At 36.3% G+C, this 18,682-nt stretch carries 23 protein-coding genes and 1 pseudogene; 11 read left to right on the top strand and 13 right to left on the bottom strand.

All coding sequences use genetic code 11. The annotated features are described in order from the left end of the window. Positions 1-356 precede the first annotated feature (356 nt). The 4 genes from fabF to ABDZ84_RS20255 form a co-directional block, all read right to left on the bottom strand. Complete coding sequence (gene fabF, locus ABDZ84_RS20270; RefSeq protein ID WP_026680643.1) at positions 357-1,595, bottom strand: beta-ketoacyl-ACP synthase II; 1,239 nt, start codon at positions 1,593-1,595, stop codon at positions 357-359. Between the two features lie 27 nt (positions 1,596-1,622). Then, positions 1,623-2,564, bottom strand: a complete 942-nt coding sequence (locus ABDZ84_RS20265; RefSeq protein WP_026680642.1) for a beta-ketoacyl-ACP synthase III — start codon at positions 2,562-2,564, stop codon at positions 1,623-1,625. A gap of 103 nt (positions 2,565-2,667) precedes the next feature. Continuing rightward, the gene (locus ABDZ84_RS20260) at positions 2,668-3,630 is read right to left on the bottom strand and encodes a BMP family ABC transporter substrate-binding protein (protein ID WP_026680641.1); all 963 of its coding nucleotides are present in this window, start codon (positions 3,628-3,630) and stop codon (positions 2,668-2,670) included. Positions 3,631-3,675: 45 nt separating this feature from the next. After that, positions 3,676-4,260: a hypothetical protein gene (locus tag ABDZ84_RS20255; RefSeq protein ID WP_026680640.1), complete on the bottom strand. Its 585-nt coding sequence runs from the start codon at positions 4,258-4,260 to the stop codon at positions 3,676-3,678. Positions 4,261-4,458: 198 nt separating this feature from the next. Between ABDZ84_RS20255 and ABDZ84_RS20250 the strand changes: the two genes are divergently transcribed. Further along, positions 4,459-4,653: a DUF2929 family protein gene (locus ABDZ84_RS20250; protein ID WP_026680639.1), complete on the top strand. Its 195-nt coding sequence runs from the start codon at positions 4,459-4,461 to the stop codon at positions 4,651-4,653. A gap of 232 nt (positions 4,654-4,885) precedes the next feature. On the opposite strand, the gene ABDZ84_RS20245 is transcribed toward ABDZ84_RS20250, so the two are convergent. After that, the gene (locus tag ABDZ84_RS20245) at positions 4,886-5,194 is read right to left on the bottom strand and encodes a hypothetical protein (RefSeq protein WP_026680638.1); all 309 of its coding nucleotides are present in this window, start codon (positions 5,192-5,194) and stop codon (positions 4,886-4,888) included. 98 nt (positions 5,195-5,292) lie between these two features. Between ABDZ84_RS20245 and ABDZ84_RS20240 the strand changes: the two genes are divergently transcribed. Both ABDZ84_RS20240 and ABDZ84_RS20235 read left to right on the top strand, forming a co-directional pair. Beyond that, positions 5,293-6,114 carry an undecaprenyl-diphosphate phosphatase gene (locus ABDZ84_RS20240; protein WP_343782798.1) on the top strand — a complete coding sequence of 274 codons (822 nt, stop codon included), beginning with the start codon at positions 5,293-5,295 and terminating at the stop codon, positions 6,112-6,114. Between the two features lie 85 nt (positions 6,115-6,199). Continuing rightward, a complete protein-coding gene (locus ABDZ84_RS20235) occupies positions 6,200-6,892 on the top strand; it encodes a Crp/Fnr family transcriptional regulator (protein WP_026680636.1) in 693 nt (230 codons plus the stop codon). A 156-nt stretch (positions 6,893-7,048) separates the two neighbouring features. On the opposite strand, the gene ABDZ84_RS21540 is transcribed toward ABDZ84_RS20235, so the two are convergent. From ABDZ84_RS21540 to ABDZ84_RS20215, 5 genes and pseudogenes are all read right to left on the bottom strand, one after another. Beyond that, a complete protein-coding gene (locus tag ABDZ84_RS21540) occupies positions 7,049-7,108 on the bottom strand; it encodes a hypothetical protein (protein ID WP_366141137.1) in 60 nt (19 codons plus the stop codon). A 32-nt stretch (positions 7,109-7,140) separates the two neighbouring features. After that, positions 7,141-7,269, bottom strand: a complete 129-nt coding sequence (locus tag ABDZ84_RS20230; RefSeq protein ID WP_255637735.1) for a hypothetical protein — start codon at positions 7,267-7,269, stop codon at positions 7,141-7,143. A gap of 81 nt (positions 7,270-7,350) precedes the next feature. Next, positions 7,351-7,688: pseudogene (locus ABDZ84_RS20225) on the bottom strand (molybdenum cofactor biosynthesis protein MoaE). A 110-nt stretch (positions 7,689-7,798) separates the two neighbouring features. After that, the gene (locus ABDZ84_RS20220; RefSeq protein ID WP_026680635.1) at positions 7,799-8,110 is read right to left on the bottom strand and encodes a metal-sulfur cluster assembly factor; all 312 of its coding nucleotides are present in this window, start codon (positions 8,108-8,110) and stop codon (positions 7,799-7,801) included. Positions 8,111-8,185: 75 nt separating this feature from the next. After that, complete coding sequence (locus ABDZ84_RS20215; RefSeq protein ID WP_026680634.1) at positions 8,186-8,947, bottom strand: prolyl oligopeptidase family serine peptidase; 762 nt, start codon at positions 8,945-8,947, stop codon at positions 8,186-8,188. A 139-nt stretch (positions 8,948-9,086) separates the two neighbouring features. Here ABDZ84_RS20215 and ABDZ84_RS20210 point away from each other — a divergent pair, with 139 nt between their 5' ends. The 4 genes from ABDZ84_RS20210 (at position 9,087) to ABDZ84_RS20195 (ending at position 11,164) form a co-directional block, all read left to right on the top strand. Next, the gene (locus tag ABDZ84_RS20210) at positions 9,087-9,920 is read left to right on the top strand and encodes an HAD family hydrolase (RefSeq protein WP_026680633.1); all 834 of its coding nucleotides are present in this window, start codon (positions 9,087-9,089) and stop codon (positions 9,918-9,920) included. 198 nt (positions 9,921-10,118) lie between these two features. Beyond that, positions 10,119-10,268 (top strand): hypothetical protein, encoded by a 150-nt coding sequence (locus ABDZ84_RS20205; protein ID WP_162986391.1) that lies wholly within the window; start codon positions 10,119-10,121, stop codon positions 10,266-10,268. A gap of 1 nt (position 10,269) precedes the next feature. Next, on the top strand, positions 10,270-10,476 hold the full coding sequence (locus tag ABDZ84_RS20200) for a DUF3813 family protein (RefSeq protein WP_026680632.1): 207 nt from the start codon (positions 10,270-10,272) through the stop codon (positions 10,474-10,476). Between the two features lie 424 nt (positions 10,477-10,900). After that, positions 10,901-11,164 (top strand): NifU N-terminal domain-containing protein, encoded by a 264-nt coding sequence (locus tag ABDZ84_RS20195; protein ID WP_026680631.1) that lies wholly within the window; start codon positions 10,901-10,903, stop codon positions 11,162-11,164. 60 nt (positions 11,165-11,224) lie between these two features. On the opposite strand, the gene ABDZ84_RS20190 is transcribed toward ABDZ84_RS20195, so the two are convergent. Further along, entirely contained in the window at positions 11,225-11,650 is a 426-nt protein-coding gene (locus ABDZ84_RS20190) for a hypothetical protein (RefSeq protein WP_026680630.1), read from the bottom strand. 32 nt (positions 11,651-11,682) lie between these two features. Then, positions 11,683-12,525 carry a YitT family protein gene (locus ABDZ84_RS20185; RefSeq protein ID WP_026680629.1) on the bottom strand — a complete coding sequence of 281 codons (843 nt, stop codon included), beginning with the start codon at positions 12,523-12,525 and terminating at the stop codon, positions 11,683-11,685. Positions 12,526-12,664: 139 nt separating this feature from the next. Here ABDZ84_RS20185 and ABDZ84_RS20180 point away from each other — a divergent pair, with 139 nt between their 5' ends. The 4 genes from ABDZ84_RS20180 to ABDZ84_RS20165 all read left to right on the top strand — a co-directional run bounded on the left by ABDZ84_RS20180 (position 12,665) and on the right by ABDZ84_RS20165 (position 17,348). Then, complete coding sequence (locus tag ABDZ84_RS20180) at positions 12,665-13,522, top strand: DegV family protein (RefSeq protein WP_026680628.1); 858 nt, start codon at positions 12,665-12,667, stop codon at positions 13,520-13,522. Between the two features lie 166 nt (positions 13,523-13,688). Beyond that, positions 13,689-15,926, top strand: coding sequence for a beta-propeller domain-containing protein (locus ABDZ84_RS20175; protein ID WP_321133797.1), 2,238 nt, complete (start codon positions 13,689-13,691; stop codon positions 15,924-15,926). 103 nt (positions 15,927-16,029) lie between these two features. Beyond that, positions 16,030-16,254 carry a YppF family protein gene (gene yppF / locus ABDZ84_RS20170; protein WP_051388293.1) on the top strand — a complete coding sequence of 75 codons (225 nt, stop codon included), beginning with the start codon at positions 16,030-16,032 and terminating at the stop codon, positions 16,252-16,254. A gap of 221 nt (positions 16,255-16,475) precedes the next feature. Continuing rightward, positions 16,476-17,348 carry an SDR family oxidoreductase gene (locus ABDZ84_RS20165; protein WP_026680626.1) on the top strand — a complete coding sequence of 291 codons (873 nt, stop codon included), beginning with the start codon at positions 16,476-16,478 and terminating at the stop codon, positions 17,346-17,348. A 273-nt stretch (positions 17,349-17,621) separates the two neighbouring features. Here ABDZ84_RS20165 and ABDZ84_RS20160 read toward each other — a convergent pair whose 3' ends face one another. After that, positions 17,622-18,464: a glycerophosphodiester phosphodiesterase gene (locus ABDZ84_RS20160; protein ID WP_026680625.1), complete on the bottom strand. Its 843-nt coding sequence runs from the start codon at positions 18,462-18,464 to the stop codon at positions 17,622-17,624. Positions 18,465-18,682: the final 218 nt, after the last annotated feature.

Genomic DNA, 18,682 nt, shown 5'->3' with positions numbered 1-18,682 from the left:
ACAAGGGTATGACCTAAAGGACTTTGAACCAATCAGACATTTACTGGCAGTCGATCCCCCACTTCCCCATAATTGTTTCACTTTTATTGCTTGAAGTGGCAGTCGTTGTTCTTCTATGAATAAAAGTGCAAGCGTCCGAATAGAAACGTAGTGACTGGAGCGAGTCAACGGAGATAAGGAATCACAGTGCGCTTACGAGCCGATGAATGAATTAGATTAGGGCGATTCGTGAAGATCGCTTCGTTTCTGCGGGAGACGCCGCTCAGCACGCGCCTATTTATCTACATGGGCTAATTTTATAATTTCCTAGACAATAAAAAAGCCGACCCCCATTTAATCGGATCGACTTTGATTGCCTATTCATATTTTTTAAATACTAATGCAACATTATGACCACCAAAACCTAGTGAGTTGCTCAATACAACATTTACATCCTGCTTTCTAGCTTCGTTTGGGACATAATCCAAATCGCATTCTGGATCTGGAGTTTCATAGTTAATTGTCGGTGGAATAATTCCATCTACAATGGATTTTACAGCAATAACCGACTCAATTCCTCCAGCAGCTCCAAGTAAGTGTCCTGTCATTGATTTTGTTGAAGAAATTGCTACTTTATCAGCATGTTCCTTTAATACAGCCTTAATTGCTGCTGTTTCATATTTATCATTAAGATCTGTACCCGTACCATGAGCATTTATATAATCTACTTCCTGAGCAGAAATCGACGCATCATCCAATGCATGCTGCATTGCTCGGGCTGCACCTTCTCCACTTTCTGCAGGTGCTGTTATATGATAAGCATCACCAGTCGCGCCATAACCAACAATTTCAGCATAAATATGTGCCCCACGGGATAATGCCGTTTCAAGGTCTTCAAGAATCAATATACCTGAACCTTCACCCATTATAAACCCATCTCTATTTTTATCGAATGGTCTGCTTGCCTTTTCTGGGTCTTCGTTTGTAGACAAAGCCTTGGCAGATGAAAAACCAGCAAAAGCCATATTTGATATTGGTGCTTCTGTTCCACCGGTTATTATATAATCTGCATCGCCACGCTGAATAGCCTTAAAAGCATCACCAATAGAGTTTGCGCCAGATGCACAAGCAGTTACTGTACAGGAATTAATTCCTTTAGCACCTAATTGAATCGACACTTGGCCAGCTGCCATATCCGGAATCATCATCGGCACAAAGAACGGACTAACCCGTTTTGGACCTTTTTCCAATAGCTTCTTATGCTGATCTTCCCATGTCTGCATTCCACCAATACCGGAGCCAATCCACACACCTACCCGATTTTCATTACTTTCATCTATCGTTAGGTTTGCGTCCTCGACTGCCATTTTAGATGCTACAACTGCATATTGTGTAAATAAGTCCATTTTACGGACATCTCTTTTTTCTATATACTTTGTTGGCTCAAAATCCTTAACCTCTGCAGCTACCTTTGCTGCATAAAGATCTTTATCTACTCTTGTAACATAGTCAATACCTGATTTCCCGTTAATAAGATTTTCCCACATCGTATTTACATCATTACCAACAGGACTAATAGCTCCTACACCAGTTATAACTACTCTTCTTTGCTCCATACGATTGACCTCCTACATCATATACATTTATCTGCCCCAGCGTAATGCCAAAGCTCCCCACGTTAATCCACCACCAAAGCCTACTAAAACGATCAAATCATCATCGTTTATTTTACCATCTTTAATTGATTCTGATAAAGCAATAGGGATGGATGCTGCGGAATTATTCCCATATTTCTTCACTGTTTTCGCCATCTTATCTTCGGATATACCAAGTCTTTCTCTAGCAGCATCCATAATACGAATATTTGCTTGATGTGGAATTAAGTAATCAACATCCTCTTCGTTATGACCTGCTGCTTTAATTACATTTACAGAGGACTCTGGCATTTGTCTAACAGCAAACTTAAACACTTCACGACCATTCATAAAGATATAGCCGCTATCTTTGTCTTGATATAATTCCTTCCCACCAGCACCATTAGATCCTAGCTCAAAGGATAGAATACCTCTTCCTTGCGAAACAGGTCCCATTACTGCGGCACCTGCACCATCACCAAAGAGCACACAAGTACTTCGATCTTTCCAGTCTGTTACTTTCGAAAGTTTTTCCACCCCAACTACTAGTACATGTTTGTACGTATTTGTATCGATAAATTGTTTGGCTGTAACCATTCCATACATAAATCCAGAACAGGCAGCACTTATATCCATAGCAGCAGCATTTGTTGCTCCTAATCTTTCTTGAATTATACATGCTACAGAGGGGAAGGGTGTATCTGGTGTCACGGTAGCAACTAATATTAAATCAATATCTTCTGGTGTCATGTCTGCATTCTCTAGAGCGTCTATTGCGGAATAATAGGCCATATCTGACGTATCTATATCATCTCCTGCAATTCTTCGCTCTTCAATTCCTGTTCTTGTGCGGATCCATTCGTCATTTGTCTCCACTATTTTTTCCATATCTTTATTTGTCACGATCTTTTCTGGAACATAGTGACCTGTACCTAAAACACCAACATTCATATTTCCATCTCCTTAAACATAATGTTATTATCTATTATTATGACTTGGTACTAATTTTAATGTATTTTACCCTAATTTGCAAGTTAGCTTCATGGTTGTCACATTACTGCTCATGAGGTAGTAATCCTGTTTCCGTATAGGCATCAACCATTTGTTTCAGTTGCTTCTGGATGGCAATTGGAACATCTGAGCTAAATGGGGCTAACGATATCGCATCATCTTGAAAGTCGAATGTTTTTATATCGCCTTCAAGCTCCCCATCATTAAATTGTTCTGCAGCATAATGATACAGCTTGTCCACATGTTGAATCGTACTCGTTAATACCGTTTTTCTACCAACTGCGGATTGATCGGTCACATAACCAATTGCATAATTACCGTCCTGCTTTGCTCGCTCAATAATTTCAGCACTATAAGCATCACCCGTTGGATAAAACACATCTGTTCCTTCGTGCTTCATCGTTTGATAAATTTGCGTTGCCGTTTGCGTATCGTTCCAATCATTTAAAAATTCAAGTTGTACAGCTGCTTGAGGATTTTGATATTTTACACCTTCAAAAAATCCTTCTATCTCTGGTTGCCATTCGTAAGCAGCAACTATCCCTACTTTATCTGTCTCTGTCATAGCCCCTGACAAAACACCAGCAAAAAAACCCATTGCATGTGCATTAAAGTTAAAACTGGTTACATTATCAGAAAAATATCCACCATTAAAATAAACAAAATGTAAGTCAGGATAATTTTTTGCTATATCTGTAAAGTATTTCCCATAAATACTACTGTGTCCAAAAACAAGATTTACTCCATGCTGTACAAACTCATCTACTGCTTTAATTACTTCTGCCTCTGTTTTAATATTTTCTTTATAATAGACATCGGTATCAAACGTTTCACCTATTTCATTTAACCCTTGATATCCCTTTTCAGCCCATACTTGGTCACTAATGGAAGTTTCCAATAGCATTCCAACATTTTGCATTTTCCCTTGACCCACATTGGAACTACAACCAGTTACAATAATAACTGCAAATATTAGTAAAATTACTAGCAATCCAAACTTCTGCAATTGTGGGCACTCCAATCTATATGCATTTTTTATTACCCAACATACCTAATAGATTTCCTTATTCAAATGATAATGCTCTAATACATGATCTAATTTTTCTTCTATAGGTATATTGTCACGAAGATAAGCTGATTTTTCAAGTTTTATTTGCTTATTTTCTTTATTTTCACCTTTTTTATTATCTTTTTCCAGCCAATCCATAAATGCATGCATGAAATCCTTAATATAGACAGCCTCTGTAAGGAAATATGTTGAATTAAACGGAATGAAGAGTTGATTACGATACATTCCATTCTCAGTCATAGGCATCCATTCACCAAAAAGTAAGGGAGCTTTAATAAAAAAATCATTCGCATGTAAATGATCAGGAGCTACTGAATGAATTACTACAGATAGATCTGCTGATACTTCTTCTACCCTTTTCATAGAACCTACATGAATCTTTGTATCATAGTGTTTTTTATTTGCACTTTGATAAAACGAAAAATTACTATTTCTTCCATAATAAAGGCTTAGTGAATCATTTAGCTGCTCATTTACTAATCCATCGACTTCCCAACCTTTTTCCAATAGATCATTGACAATATGATAACCTATCCAATGATTACAATTTATAACTAAACAAGTCATAAATAATTCTCCTCCCCCTTTGAACCGTCAATTGGAACTAAACATTTATGTAGTTCCTCTTACATAAAAGTAAGCGGGATGCATACCTAATTAACAATGGCAGCAATAACCTAAAGAAATACTTTTTTTTTCCTATCGGTTTTGGTAAACTAATTAAAGATGAAGTAGAGATAATTGCAAAAAGCTGAGGTGTATAAAATGCGTTATATTGCAACAATTGTTTGGGCACTTCTAATCAGTAGTGTGCTTTCTTATGTTTTATCAAGCATGGGTGGCGATAAATTTGACGTCATGGGTACAATCGTACTTGCTGTTACTATGTTTATAGCCATTACCATATTGGGTGATAGTGTGTTAACTGATGATCAAACAGAAGCTAATCATGAAAATTAATGTGATTAGCATGTTCTTTAGCAACTATGCATAGCTGCCATTCGGTAGATGGAATACGAAAACAGGTGAATTGATCTTATATTTCGATAGTAAATCTGTAAGTGAGAGGAATAACCTGTGTATGCCCGGATAAACCCTTGCCTTCTCTGCACAGTGGGCAAGGGTTTTACTATGTTCTATCCTAGGAATTAGTACGTGTAGACATTTCGCTGCTATGCGAACATTTGTAGTCTTAGTACCATGGCAGAATACTTAATGCAGCAATCGCAGCTAATGGCAAAATTAATCTTCTGAAACGTGGTGGTGGATACCCATAACCAGGATACCCATATCCGAATTGTCTTTGATGGGAGGGTGCCTGATGCTGAGACATCATATTTTGTTGTTCATGACCTTCTAAAGGTACTGCAATGTAAACTGATTCCTGATCTAGTCCCGTGATAATACCATCAATACTGGAACCATCTGCTAATTCAATAAGCACATAAGCATGCATATGATCTTTGCACACATCGTATATATGTTGATAATTATTATTCATTTTTATCTACCTCCTCACCACCTAGCCTATTCATTAGCCTATGGGTTGGTGACTATAAGTGATAAAAATAAATAATACATTAAGAGGAGGAACATTTCATGGAAACACTAACCGAACTTGGGACATTAATAAAATATGTAATTCTAGGATTATTTCAAGGATTTGCAGAACCAATTCCAATTTCATCAAGCGGGCACTTAGTCATTTTACGAGAACTTTTTGGTATAGAAATCAAAGGTCTTTCCTTTGAAATACTTGTTAATTTTGGTTCATTACTGGCTGTTCTTGTTATCTTCCGCAAAGATATTATTCGCCTAATTGTAAATGGCTGGCGTTATCTTAGTAAAAAAGAAGAAACAGCAAAGGCGGATTTTCAGTTTATTTTATTTCTAATCATTGCTACGATTCCTACAGGAATTTTAGGACTATTATTCGAGGATTATATTAGTGAGAAACTAAGTTTCCCTGTAGTTGTCGGCTACACATTGTTAGTTACGGGAGCAGCATTATGGGTTATTCGAAACCTTAGAGGGAAGAAAAATGATGGTGATCTAACTGTAAAGGACGCATTAATTGTAGGGGCTGCCCAAGCAGTATCACTCATTCCAGGGATTAGTCGTTCAGGTGCTACGATTGTAGCAGCGATGTTAGTTGGTATGAAACAAGAGACTGCATTACGATTCTCGTTTCTACTATACATTCCTGTTAGCTTAGGGATAACGGTATTAAAGTTACCAAAAATAGTTACTAGCCCAGAGTTTAGCGCATTAATGATTCCGAACATATTAGCATTTCTTGCTTCAATCATCGCTTCGTATTTTGCTTTAAAATGGTTTATTAATATTATGGCCAAAGGAAACCTGAAATACTTTGCATTTTATTGCTTTATTGTAGGTATCCTTGTTATTATTTTCTTGTAACATAATTATTTTCTTCAAGCAGCAGTTTAATGACTGCTGCTTCTATTTTTTAACGGATGATCTTCATGGATTGGAGGAGCTTTATATGAGTACTGCAAATGGATTTTCTCAGAGACTAACACAGTTACTAAATAATCCTGATTATTATCAAGAATTCCGAGCAGGAGACTATGTATTTCATGAAGCCGATCTAGCAACAGAACTATATATCATCCAATCGGGGAAAGTCGAAGTTGGTAAAACCTCTCCTGATGGTAAAGAGCTTTCCTTACGCTTATGTTCTACTGGAGACGTGATCGGTGAATTAAATATAGGTTTAGAAAGTAACTTCTTCTTATTACATGCTAAGGCTCTAGAATATACGAAAGCGGCTGTTTTTACTACCTCACGACTAAAAACAGAATTACAAAAAGACGGTAAGCTGGCAATTGATTTTATCAATTTAATGAATAACGCATTACGGAGAGATCAAACTAAATTCAGAGATTTAGTCATGTTTGGAAAGCGTGGTGCCCTCTACTCAACATTAATTAGATTATCAAATAGCTATGGGCTCAAGCAGGAACAAGCTATCTTCATTAACATAGCTCTTACGAATCAAGAGCTAGCTAATTTCTGCGGTACAACAAGAGAAAGTGTTAGTCGTTTACTAAACGAGTTAAAGCGCAAAGGGATTCTAACTATTTGCAAAGGATACATTACTATTCATAATTTACAATACCTTAAAAATGCCATTAATTGCGAAGAATGCCCTGTTCACTTATGTACTATTCATTAATACGCGGAATGCCAACGAAAAAGCAGTCCGCCCTTTTAACTCATAATAACTGTAATTGACTGTACTTCTCCTAGCCTATTACACACTTCAATCCGTTATAACTTATTGTCATCCAGCTTTATTATTCATACAGACAAGCAGCTCGATTATCCCCCACTAACAGATGAGAATGATAGCTACTACATCGCCCTCTTTCAACAATGTCTGCTCATCCACATATTCCTCGTTAATTACAACGAGTGCAGACTCTATACTTCCACGCTTAATGTTACTTGCAATTTCTCCTTTAATTCCCTTACAGTCATCCCAGCTCCGCCCAGTAAAATTTTATCTTTTACTATTTCTTTTATTTCAGCAACCATCAACACCTTAATCAAGTGAAATTCCCCTTTCGCTATCACAGAGACTTCATTCGTATTCTCCTGTATTTGAACACCTATCCAAACCTCTTCATTATCCTAATGCTCCTTCTTCCAAATAGGGACAATTTCTTTCAACCGTTCCATAGCATAACTACTTGCTTCGATCGTATCCTTACGATGTGGAGTTGATCCTGCAATGACAACAGCAATATCTGAAGTATCTAACTTACTAATTCGATGAATAATTACCGTATCCGCATTATCCCATTTTTGGTTAATTTCGTCGCCAATTTGCGCTAACATTTTCTCTGCCAAACCATCGTTCTATATGCTTGGTATTCTAAATAAACGGTTCGTTTACCTTTCGTAAATTCACGAACCATTCCAATAAATGGATTAACTGCCCCTGCGTCAGAACTTATTACCTTCGTTATTGCTTCAGCTACGTTTAGTGGTTCATCTCCTTTTTAGAAAGAAAAAACCAACCCTAATCATTCTAAATAAAAAGGTCAATCCATATACTATGAATTAACCTAAATTATTATCAATCAGGAATACCTAAGGCAATTTTAGCATAGCGAGACATTCTTTCTTTACCCCAAGGTGGATTCCAAACAATATTTACTTCTGTTTCCTTGACTTCTGGTATATCAAATAGTGCATGCTTTACATCTTGCTCGATATGTCCAGCAAGTGGGCACCCCATTGCAGTAAGTGTCATCGTTACTTTACATACACCTTCGTCATTTAAATCAACATCATATATTAGACCTAAATTAACAATATCAATACCTAATTCAGGATCAATAACATTTTCTAAGGCACCCATTAAATTCTCTTTTAGCGCTTCATCCATACCCTCATACCTCCTCTAACTTGATATTACTATTTAAACATATTTATAGATTTTTTTAAATATCATTGTTTCAAACTACAAATGCCTATCAAACCATTTAACTGTTTCTAATATGGCATACCTTCCCACTTTATGCCCACGATTGGCTTCCTTCAAAAATACAATGTCTTCCGGATTCATATAATCCTTGGCAACTTGTTCATAAAAAGTATAGGAATGGTCAAACGGAACAACTGGATCGTCTTCTCCATGCCAAAATAACAACGGACGTTGATTTAATTTTTCTGGCCGTTCAGACAAATCGTATAACTTCAATTGCTCATATAAGGAATTAATTTCTTCATCCGTTACCGGAAGATTCCCCATCTTTTTAAAGCTATCAACCAGTGTTTTTGCATAGGTTGTTATCTTAGGAGAGCCCATTAAAATCGCCGCCGTTTTAATCCAAGGATACTGTGTAAGGGCTGCTGAAGTGGTGATACCACCCATACTGGTCCCTGCAATACCAAATTGGTCATTTAAGACAAGACCTTTATCATCTAGATATTCTTTTACATCCTTTAGCTCTTTTACATTTTGTATGACGATTTCCCAGAAAGACACTTGTCGTTTTAAAGAGGATACTTCTTGTTCTCTAGCACCATGGTATTTACTATCTGGTAAGATAACCCTGTATCCTTTTTCAGCAAGTAAAAACGCTAAAGGAAGGTTATGTTCTTTTGCACTCGTAAATCCATGAAAATATGTGATGACAGGTAGTGCTTCTTTTGCTTTATCTGCTTCAACTACAATCAAGCTCGGAATGTTATTTATTTGTTCTTCATATATTCCAATCATCGTGACTGTCCCCTTACGTATGTTTTCATTTACAATTTTACTATTCCATTGTTTGGAAATGCAAATGATGCTTAGATAAATTTTACTTTACATCTATAACTATCAACTATACACTATTGTCAGATGAGGTGAAATAATTATGCAAACGAATAGACATTTAATCGCATTGGATTTAGATGGTACGCTTTTAACAGATAAAAAGGAAATTAGTCCCCGAACCAAACAGCTGATATGGAAAGCAATGGATGAAGGGCATATAGTTGTTATTGCTACTGGAAGACCACATCGAGCTAGTATTAACTATTATAAAAACCTTGGTTTATCAACACCTATGGTGAATTTTAATGGTGCGCTAATTCATCATCCTCAAGATAGTAAATGGGATGCGCTACATAGTCCTATGCCCATAAGAACTGCACATAAGATTGTCGAAGCCTGCTATGAGCTTAATGTCCATAATGTGTTAGCGGAGGTTATGGATGAGGTTTATTTGGATCAATACGATCAAGCAATTATTGACATCTTCCATATGACTCAAAATGATCCGCCATTTACCATTGGAAGTCTTAAGAATAAATTAAGAGAAGATCCAACTTCTATTCTTATTCACCCAAAAGAAGATCATATTACTACGTTGCGTCAGCATCTTGATCAGTACCATGCTGATTTAATTGAACATCGCAAATGGGGTGCACCGTGGAATATCATAGAAATTGTTAGAAAAGGGATGAATAAAGCGGTAGGTCTACAAAAGGTCGCTCATTATTACCATATTCCAAAGGAGAGAATCATTGCCTTTGGCGATGAAGATAATGACTTGGAAATGATTGACTATGCTGGTGTTGGTGTTGCAATGGGAAATGCCATTGATGAATTAAAAGCTGTGGCAAAACACATAACTGATACAAACGAAGAGGATGGCATTGGTAACTTCCTTCAAGAATATTTAAAATTAGAGGTTGAATCCGTTTAATTATTCACAAATATTTCCTACTATATAAAAAAACATAGCAGCCATACTAGAAGTGAACGCCTACATGCGTTCACTTTTTGCATAACTTCCAAATGTACCATTCTGACTAAAAGGATAGCGAGCGCTATTCAAGAACGCTAAACATGCTTTTGTGTAACATGATTCTTTCCAAAATAGTTTTCCTAAGGAGGAAGTATCGTGGGAAAAGGAAGTAAGTCTAAGCGTTTTAGCCAACAGAGCGCTGATTCTGTTAAAAAACATGCTGAGCGATTTCCGTACAGGGCAAGATTCTCTGATGCAGAAAGAAAACAGGAAGAAGCAGATAACCACACAGTAGGAGGTTTTTAAGTTGAATAATAATAACAATAACCTTTTTCAACAAGCTAGAAATGCTGTTACAAACTTTATGAATATGCAAGGAAACAATGCTAGTGCTCAGGATAAGCAAGCAGCACAAAATGCTATACAAGCTGCATATAATGAAGCCACTCCTGAGGAAAAGCAGCAATTACAGCAATTGGAGAACCAACTAAAACAGCATAATCAATTACAGTAGCCTCTGCATATATTGTGAAGGTAAATTCCAATTCATTAGTTTTTAATGGACATGATGAAACGGATTTACTTTAAGCAATAAAACTGTCTCTTCCACTTGAAGAGGCAGTTTTATTGTCTGGGAAATTATAAAAATAGCCCATGCGGATACATATGGGCGTGCTGAGCCGCGCCCAGCTCCACATTCCAGAAACGAGGCGACTTCACGAATCGCGTACGATAAGTCATCATGACTCGCAAGCTCACCGTGTTTCCTTTATCTCCGTTGACTCGCTCTAGTCGTTACGTTTCTAATCGGACACTTGTACTTTTATTCTGATGCAAATGAATCCTTTAAGTATCATGGATTTCATTCGACAAAATGCTTTTTTATCCCACCTTTTTCTGCTACTATAGAAGTAAGTATGATTTAGGAGGGATGACGAATGGGAATTCGAGCAGAAGCCACCCCAAACCCAAACGCGTTGAAATTTACAACGGATAAACTAATTTTTGAAGGAACAAACAGCATTTCTGTTATGCCTGGTGATACGAGCGAACATCAAATTTTAAATGATCTTATGGAATTAGAAGGTGTTGATAATGTATTTGGCTACCAAAACTTTATCACCATAAACAAAAAATTCGATGTTGAATGGGATAACCTTTCTCCCCAAGTAATAAGTGTATTAGAAAACTATGGCTATTAAGCCATACATCATATGGCTATAAAAAAGGTCAGCATTTGATTGCATGACCTTTTTGTGTCATTATTCATTATTTATATCAACTGGAAAATAATTTGCATTAATCCTTTCATCTTGTTCATTTTTTCCATAAAGAATTAAAATCGGTGGCTCTTTTCCAGTCATCACCTCTTCTGGAAGTGAAACTTCCAGAGTAAAATCCATCCATGCTACTGACTGTTGTTTGGTATTTGCTTGTTTTTCGCTAATTATTTCTTGATTTTGATGTTCAAGGATATAGAATACTTCTGTATTTCTTGCATTGACTTCTCCTTCCATAATAGCTTTTCCATCTTCTACCTTTATATCGATATTCCGAAAACTTACTGCAGTATTAGCAGTTGTTTCCTTATTCATCGAGGAATGGTTTGATGAATCATCACCTGTTTCCGCTTGGTCACCACACCCCATTAGAAATAATAAGATTAAAATAACACTGAAATATTTCATCGTATCCCCTTCTCTTATGCCTATTTTAAGGATCAATCTCTTCGGAAGAACCCAAATATGCCCGTCGTTTGTACAATATTGGTAAACGCATTGGGGTCAACTTCATTAATAATCCGTTCCAGGTCGTATAACTCATAGCGTGTCACAACTAGGTACATCATGTGCTTATCTGCTTTTGTATATGCACCTTTAGCAGGCAAAATAGTGATCCCTCTTACCATCGTTTTGTGAATTTCTTTTTGTAATTCATCCGCTTTATGGGTAATAATCATCGCGGTTACTTTTTCATGGCGTGTATGAATAGCATCGATTACACGGGTAGTTACATACAATGTTAATAATGTATATAAAGCATTTTCTGGTTGATAAAGAATCCCTGCCAAAGCAATAATAATTGCATTGAGCATTAAGAAATACGTTCCAATTGGGCGATCCTTCATTCTAGATAATACCATTGCTACAATATCCATCCCCCCAGTAGATGCACCTACCTTCAAGGTTAATCCTACACCCGTTCCTGCAATCACTCCGCCAAATACAGCATTTAAAATTATATCTTCGGAAATTTCTAATACAGGTAATAATTCTAAAAATACGGATGTAAACATTACAGATATGATACTGTATACCGTAAACCCTTTCCCTACTTTAAACCAGCCTAAGATCGCTACAGGAATATTGAATACTGCAAGTAAAATTCCCGTACTAACGCCTATACCAATGAAATCGTTAAATACACTAGAAACCAGCTGGGCAGCACCCGTAAACCCACTAGCATATACATTTGCTCCAATGAGGAAAAAGTTTAGCGACAACGCATTTAAGAATGCTCCAAAAATGACTACGAAAATCCGTTTTGCTTCAAATATAAACATAGCTACCTCCCTACAAATTGGTATAACATACTGATTATTTTTTACATTTTTTAAAATTTTACGTAAATATATTTTGACTATCCTACAAATTCAATTTAAACTAAAATAAAGTCTAGTTTAGAAATGCAGGTGAATATATATGACGATAAAAATTCTTGCGGATTCCGCATGTGATTTGTCAATGACTTATTATAACGAATTTGATATAGAAATGGTATCATTAACGGTTCATCTTGATGATAATGATTATGAAGATGGAAAAACAATTAACCCTAAGACAGTTTATCATGCCATGAGAGAAGGGAAAAGCCCAAAAACATCACAGGTTTCTCCACAAACTTTTAAAGATATTTTTACTGCTTACGCTGAGTCAAATCAACCTCTAGTGTATCTTGCATTTTCTTCTGAACTTTCCGGTACCTATCAAACAGCTAAGATGATGGAACAGGAAGTAAAGGAGATTCACCCAGAAGCACCTATTCACGTTATCGATACAAAATGCGCTTCCCTAGGCTATGGACTTGTAGTTCTTCATACAGCTAAGCTTGCTAAACAAGGCGCAACATTGGAAGAGATAATCTCAGCTGCACGTACATATGCAGTAAATATGGAACATATTTTCACGGTAGATAATTTAGAATATTTATACCGTGGTGGTCGAGTTAGCCGAACAGCTGCATTTGTAGGCACACTTTTAAAGATAAAACCTATTCTTCATGTAGAAGATGGAAAATTAATTCCTTTAGAAAAAATCCGTGGTTCCAAAAAGTTATTTCAACGCATGTTAGACTTAATGGAAGAACGGGGCAAAGATTTCACAGATCAAACAATTGGAATTTCTCATGGTGATGACCTTGAACGTGCAAAGCAACTTGCTGCAATGATCAAAGAGAAATTTCCTGTTAAAGATGTCGTTATTGAAATGGTTGGCTCCGCGATTGGTTCTCATTCAGGCCCTGGAACAATTGCACTTTTCTTCTTGAATAACTCTAAGTAATGACTTCGCTTAACCCTAAACTTGGGTTAAGCTTTTTTTTGACAACATTGTAACAAATCAATCATTTTGTCCGTCTAACTAGATAAGTAAGCATTCACGCTTCAAATAGATGTATTCAAGTAAATATTAATAATTTTTCACCAACAAAATAAAAGGAGGTTCGATAATGAATAAGCAAATAACTGGATTGCTATTTTTAGTAATTCTACTATGCAGCGTAGGAATTTTTTATTCGCTTACAACAAATAAGGTAACCGCAAATATACCAAATGCCACAAGTTATGCTACCGCAGCTAAAATTTGGACCATTCATTTTAATAAAGAAATGGATCCAAATTCAATTACACAAGAAAGTGTTACCATTCGTAATGAAAACAATGAGCCCTTATCTATTTCCTTTGACTGGGAAGAATCAAACACCATTTTGAAAATTAATGCAGAAAATGGCTATCAACAAGATCACACCTACCAAATTAACATATCTAATCGCGTAAAAACAGCAAAGGGAGACTACCTCTCGGATGCTCTCACACATACGTTTACAGTCGTTAACGATATTCCAAAAATCAAAGATGCACAACAATTAATAACAATCCTTAAAGAACGATCCACGATGACAATTAAAGAGGAATCTGCGAATACGGCTGAATCGACAAACGAATTAGCAGCTGATAAGCCCGCTGCAACTCCTACTTCAAATACAAATGTTCAAGTAGCAGGTATCGACGAGGGAGACCAGCTAAAAAGTGATGGAGAATATCTTTACTTCTCACGCGAAAATGATTTGCTCATAGTTACGGCGGGAAGTAATGAAAGCAATGTAATTAGTACAATTACAGAGAAAAATTTTCAACCGTTGGAACTATATTTACATGATAATTATCTTATTAGTATAGGCCATAGTTATAAACCGATACGTAAAGAGGATAATCATTCAACAAAGCAACAAAACAGTTCTCTAACAAGAGATATAATGCCACATCACAGTCAAACTACAGTGTTTATTTATGATATCTCCAACAAGGAAAATCCCGAGCGGATTCGGGAAGTAACATTGGAAGGAAATTATTCAGCTTCACGGAAAACAGATAACCAACTATATCTTATTGCTAATGAGCAACCTGATTTTAGAATCTTAGAAGAAGCTGATTCTAATCCAGAAATCCGTCCATTTATAAAGGATACTGCTGCAGATGCAAAAGATGGAAAAGATGGAAAGCCTATTAACTATGATGATATGTATTTCTTTCCAGAAAGTGAGGAAAAGAACTTCTTGCTCTTTACCTCCATCGATCTCAACAATATAAATGAAACAGCAAAGATACAATCCTATTTAGGTGCTTCACATGACATCTATATGTCCAAACGGCATATGTATATTGCTGTTGCTAAGTACCAACAAAATAATACTTCAAGAAGTGAAGAGACAGCAACAATGATTGCACCAATGCCTGTAAAAACGGAAATCATGCAATTTGCTGTAGACAATGGCAATATAGAATTTCAAGCTTCGACAACGGTGCCAGGTACCTTAATTAATCAATTTGCTATGGATGAACGAAAGGATAACTTTCGTGTAGCCACTACGAACGATAGAATAGATGAAAACGAAAACACTACAAATAATTTATATACATTTGATCTAGAATTAAATAGACTAGGATCCATTGAAGGATTGGCAAAAGACGAACGAATCTATAGTGTTCGTTTTATGGATAATGTCGCTTATATGGTTACATTTAAACAAATCGATCCTTTATTCGTGATTGACTTAAAAGACCCCAAAAATCCAAACGTTTTGGGCGAATTAAAAATCCCTGGATTTAGTAATTATTTACACCCATTGGATAAACAGCATGTGATAGGATTTGGAATGCACACCGAGGTTGATAATAATACGAATCATGCAGAACCACTTGTACAAACCGGCGGAATTAAGATATCTATCTTTGATGTTAGTAACCCTACTAAACCAAAAGAAACGTTTAGTAAGGTGATCGGTGAAAAAGGTTCCTTTACCGAATTAAACCATAATCATAAAGCACTGTATCAACATCCGGACAAAAATCTATTTGGCTTTCCAGTTACTCTCTTTGAGACAAAGACTGTCCAAGAAGCAGATATAACATATGAAAAACCGCAATTTTTATTTGAAGGGGCTTTATTACTTAATATTTCGTCTGAAAATGGCATTCAAATAAAGGAATCCATTACACACCAGAAACAGGAAAATGACCATCCAGAATGGGAGTCAGAAACGAGAAGAATGGCATCTATCGATAACGTTCTATATACCTTTTCCTATAATCAAATGAAGGTATATGATATGAATAGCGATAAAGTCATTCACACCTTAAACTTGCCAGATCAACCAAATGTACCAACAGATACAGAATTAAAGTAAGTCACGTTATAGGATAAAACGAAAATTACATGCATGAAAACTGCCCTCCGATCATAATCATGTAGTATTAGGTTGTACAAAACTTACAAAGGGAGGGGATAGCATGTACATCGATCAATTAATCCAGATGTATCAACATGAGCGTAATCAGTCTCCTAATTCTATGAATGATATTCTAGATTATTATCAAAAGAAATATGTTACCGGTGAAATAGATATTGTCATGTATCGAGAAATTTATTCCTTTCTTAAAATTCAAGGTGCCAGCTCTGCACATGAATATATGTACAACACACCAAAGAAGCCCTTTCCTACATCATTTTATTAAAGAAGGAATTTGATTTACTCTCTACATGAAATCTGTATCCACTATTTTCACTTAAAAAATACTCAGAAAAAGATTCATATGCTGAGTATTTTTTTATTGTCCCGTTTTGTTGAACATTATAACGCCTTAGCAATTATATGATTGAAAAAGTACGATTCGGGGAAAATGAAACTAACACTTTCCATTAGAGTAAAGAAAGCAGCTTAACAGGAGGTATAAATATGAAAATGGAAAAAGAGAATGGACAGCTGACACCCCCAGCACAGCAGCAGAATAAACAACCAGGAATAGAAGCAAAGATGAAGCCTGAACCAGCATACATCCGTGCAGACTATCATGGTAGCAATAAATTATATGGTAAGGTTGCTTTAATAACTGGAGGAGATAGTGGGATTGGACGAGCAGTAAGCATTCACTTTGCGCGAGAAGGTGCAGATATCGCGATTATATATCTTAATGAACATTCTGACGCTAATGAAACAAAGCGCTTAGTCGAGCAGGTAGGAAAAAAATGTATCCTCATCGATGGTGATGTAGGTAATCAAGCCTTTTGTGAAGCAGCTGTAGCAGAAACACTCGAAAAGTTTAAGAAAATCGATGTCTTGGTAAATAACGCAGCTGAGCAGCATCCACAGTCAAGTATATTGGATATTACAAGTAACCAATTAGAGAAAACATTTCGTACTAATATTTTCAGTATGTTTTATTTAACCAAAGCAGTACTTCCTAACCTAAAAAAAGGAAGTGCGATCATCAATACTTCATCCATAACAGCATATCAAGGTAGCAAAGATTTAATTGATTATTCTGCAACAAAAGGAGCGATCACATCCTTTACTCGATCACTATCAGAGGAATTAGCTGACAAAGGAATTCGTGTAAATGCTGTAGCACCTGGTCCAATTTGGACACCGTTAATTCCTTCTACATTCACAAAAGAAAAAGTTGATTCCTTTGGAGGGGATACTCCAATGAAAAGACCTGGTCAACCAGAGGAATTAGCCCCTGCTTACGTATATTTAGCTTGTAAGGATTCAAGCTATGTCAGTGGACAAATGATCCATGTAAATGGTGGAACGATTGTTAACGGCTAAATTGGTTTTCTGAATTTTAGTCTTAAAATAAAAAAGGGGCCCTCAAGTCTTTTTAAACTTATTCAGCCCCTTTTTTCATAGTCAGCAAATCAAGAAAATTATAAAATTATCCCATGTGGATAAATAAGGGCGTGTTAAGCCGCGTCCAGAAACGAGGCGACTTCATGAATCGCCTACGATAAGTCAGGATCGGATCGTAAGCTCACCGTGATTCCTTTATCTCCGTTGACTCGCTCCAGTCGCTACGTTTCTAATCGGACACGCTTTTGTTCCTTATTTATGTCTTCCAGGATGGTCATATACATATTCAGGAAAATCAGTAATAATTCCATCCACGCCTAGCTTTAACAGTCGATCTGCCTGTTCCTTTTCTCTGACCGTATATGGCCAAATATCCAAACCTATGTCATGAATTCTGTCTACTAATTCAGCGTCTAAAATATTCATATTTGGGTTGAAATAGTCAGCATAAGAAGCAAATTCCTCAAGCTCTTGATCCGTAACATCCTTCCAGCTCATCCCAGCCAGTACTCCTACAGGTATACGTGGTAATAAAGATTTGGTGGTTAACACAGAATCATGATTGAAAGATTGAATAATAATCTTATTATTTCTTGGCTTATCCATATTTCGTTCCTTTAATGCATTAGCTACCTTCTCCTCGATACCAGGATATAATTCTGGTGATTTTAACTCAACTAAGATACCAATTTTTCCGCGAAAAGCATCTAATACTTCTTCGAAGGTTGGAATCTTCTCGCCGGCAAATTCATCACTGAACCAACTTCCTGCATCTAGTTGTTTTAATTCCTCTAACGTATGATCTCCAACATAACCCGTTCCATTTGTAGTACGGTCTAGTGTGGTGTCATGAATAAGTACTAATTCTCCATCTTTTGACATTTGAACATCAATCTCAATGTAATCTGCTTTCATTTTAAACGCCTCATGAAAAGCTGCCATCGTATTCTCTGGAGCATGTCCTGATGCACCCCTATGTGCTACATTGACAACTTTATTTCTCTTACTAATTTCACTGTTTGATGCAAATGTAGCTGTGGTAAACATGGACATGACAATAAATGTCATTAGCAAAATTGAAACAATACGCTTCATTAAATCTCCCTCTCTTTGTTCTGTATTTAATTCTATTATAACGATGCTCTGTTAATTCAAACTAAACTGAAGATTAAGAGATTGTAAGAAAAAAACCACCTAAAGTAATGGGCTTATTGACACACATAAAAAAAACTGAGCAAAATTTGCTCATTCCTTATCACTAAATGCTCAGATTTACGCTTCCTCTAGTAGCTATTATGGAATAATAGCTACTG

The organism is Virgibacillus salarius (assembly GCF_039521925.1).
Taxonomy (GTDB): Bacteria; Bacillota; Bacilli; order Bacillales; family Amphibacillaceae; genus Virgibacillus; species Virgibacillus salarius.
This window is presented reverse-complemented; position numbering and strand designations above follow the sequence as displayed.

Bases quoted from the DNA above. Each gene is read 5' to 3' on its own strand.
- fabF (WP_026680643.1), bottom strand. From the start codon at position 1,595: ATGGAGCAAAGAAGAGTAGTTATAACTGGTGTAGGAGCTATTAGTCCT.
- ABDZ84_RS20265 (WP_026680642.1), bottom strand. From the start codon at position 2,564: ATGAATGTTGGTGTTTTAGGTACAGGTCACTATGTTCCAGAAAAGATC.
- ABDZ84_RS20255 (WP_026680640.1), bottom strand. From the start codon at position 4,260: ATGACTTGTTTAGTTATAAATTGTAATCATTGGATAGGTTATCATATT.
- ABDZ84_RS20250 (WP_026680639.1), top strand. From the start codon at position 4,459: ATGCGTTATATTGCAACAATTGTTTGGGCACTTCTAATCAGTAGTGTG.
- ABDZ84_RS20245 (WP_026680638.1), bottom strand. From the start codon at position 5,194: ATGAATAATAATTATCAACATATATACGATGTGTGCAAAGATCATATG.
- ABDZ84_RS20240 (WP_343782798.1), top strand. From the start codon at position 5,293: ATGGAAACACTAACCGAACTTGGGACATTAATAAAATATGTAATTCTA.
- ABDZ84_RS20235 (WP_026680636.1), top strand. From the start codon at position 6,200: ATGAGTACTGCAAATGGATTTTCTCAGAGACTAACACAGTTACTAAAT.
- ABDZ84_RS20220 (WP_026680635.1), bottom strand. From the start codon at position 8,110: ATGGATGAAGCGCTAAAAGAGAATTTAATGGGTGCCTTAGAAAATGTT.
- ABDZ84_RS20215 (WP_026680634.1), bottom strand. From the start codon at position 8,947: ATGATTGGAATATATGAAGAACAAATAAATAACATTCCGAGCTTGATT.
- ABDZ84_RS20210 (WP_026680633.1), top strand. From the start codon at position 9,087: ATGCAAACGAATAGACATTTAATCGCATTGGATTTAGATGGTACGCTT.
- ABDZ84_RS20195 (WP_026680631.1), top strand. From the start codon at position 10,901: ATGGGAATTCGAGCAGAAGCCACCCCAAACCCAAACGCGTTGAAATTT.
- ABDZ84_RS20190 (WP_026680630.1), bottom strand. From the start codon at position 11,650: ATGAAATATTTCAGTGTTATTTTAATCTTATTATTTCTAATGGGGTGT.
- ABDZ84_RS20185 (WP_026680629.1), bottom strand. From the start codon at position 12,525: ATGTTTATATTTGAAGCAAAACGGATTTTCGTAGTCATTTTTGGAGCA.
- ABDZ84_RS20180 (WP_026680628.1), top strand. From the start codon at position 12,665: ATGACGATAAAAATTCTTGCGGATTCCGCATGTGATTTGTCAATGACT.
- ABDZ84_RS20175 (WP_321133797.1), top strand. From the start codon at position 13,689: ATGAATAAGCAAATAACTGGATTGCTATTTTTAGTAATTCTACTATGC.
- yppF (WP_051388293.1), top strand. From the start codon at position 16,030: ATGTACATCGATCAATTAATCCAGATGTATCAACATGAGCGTAATCAG.
- ABDZ84_RS20165 (WP_026680626.1), top strand. From the start codon at position 16,476: ATGAAAATGGAAAAAGAGAATGGACAGCTGACACCCCCAGCACAGCAG.
- ABDZ84_RS20160 (WP_026680625.1), bottom strand. From the start codon at position 18,464: ATGAAGCGTATTGTTTCAATTTTGCTAATGACATTTATTGTCATGTCC.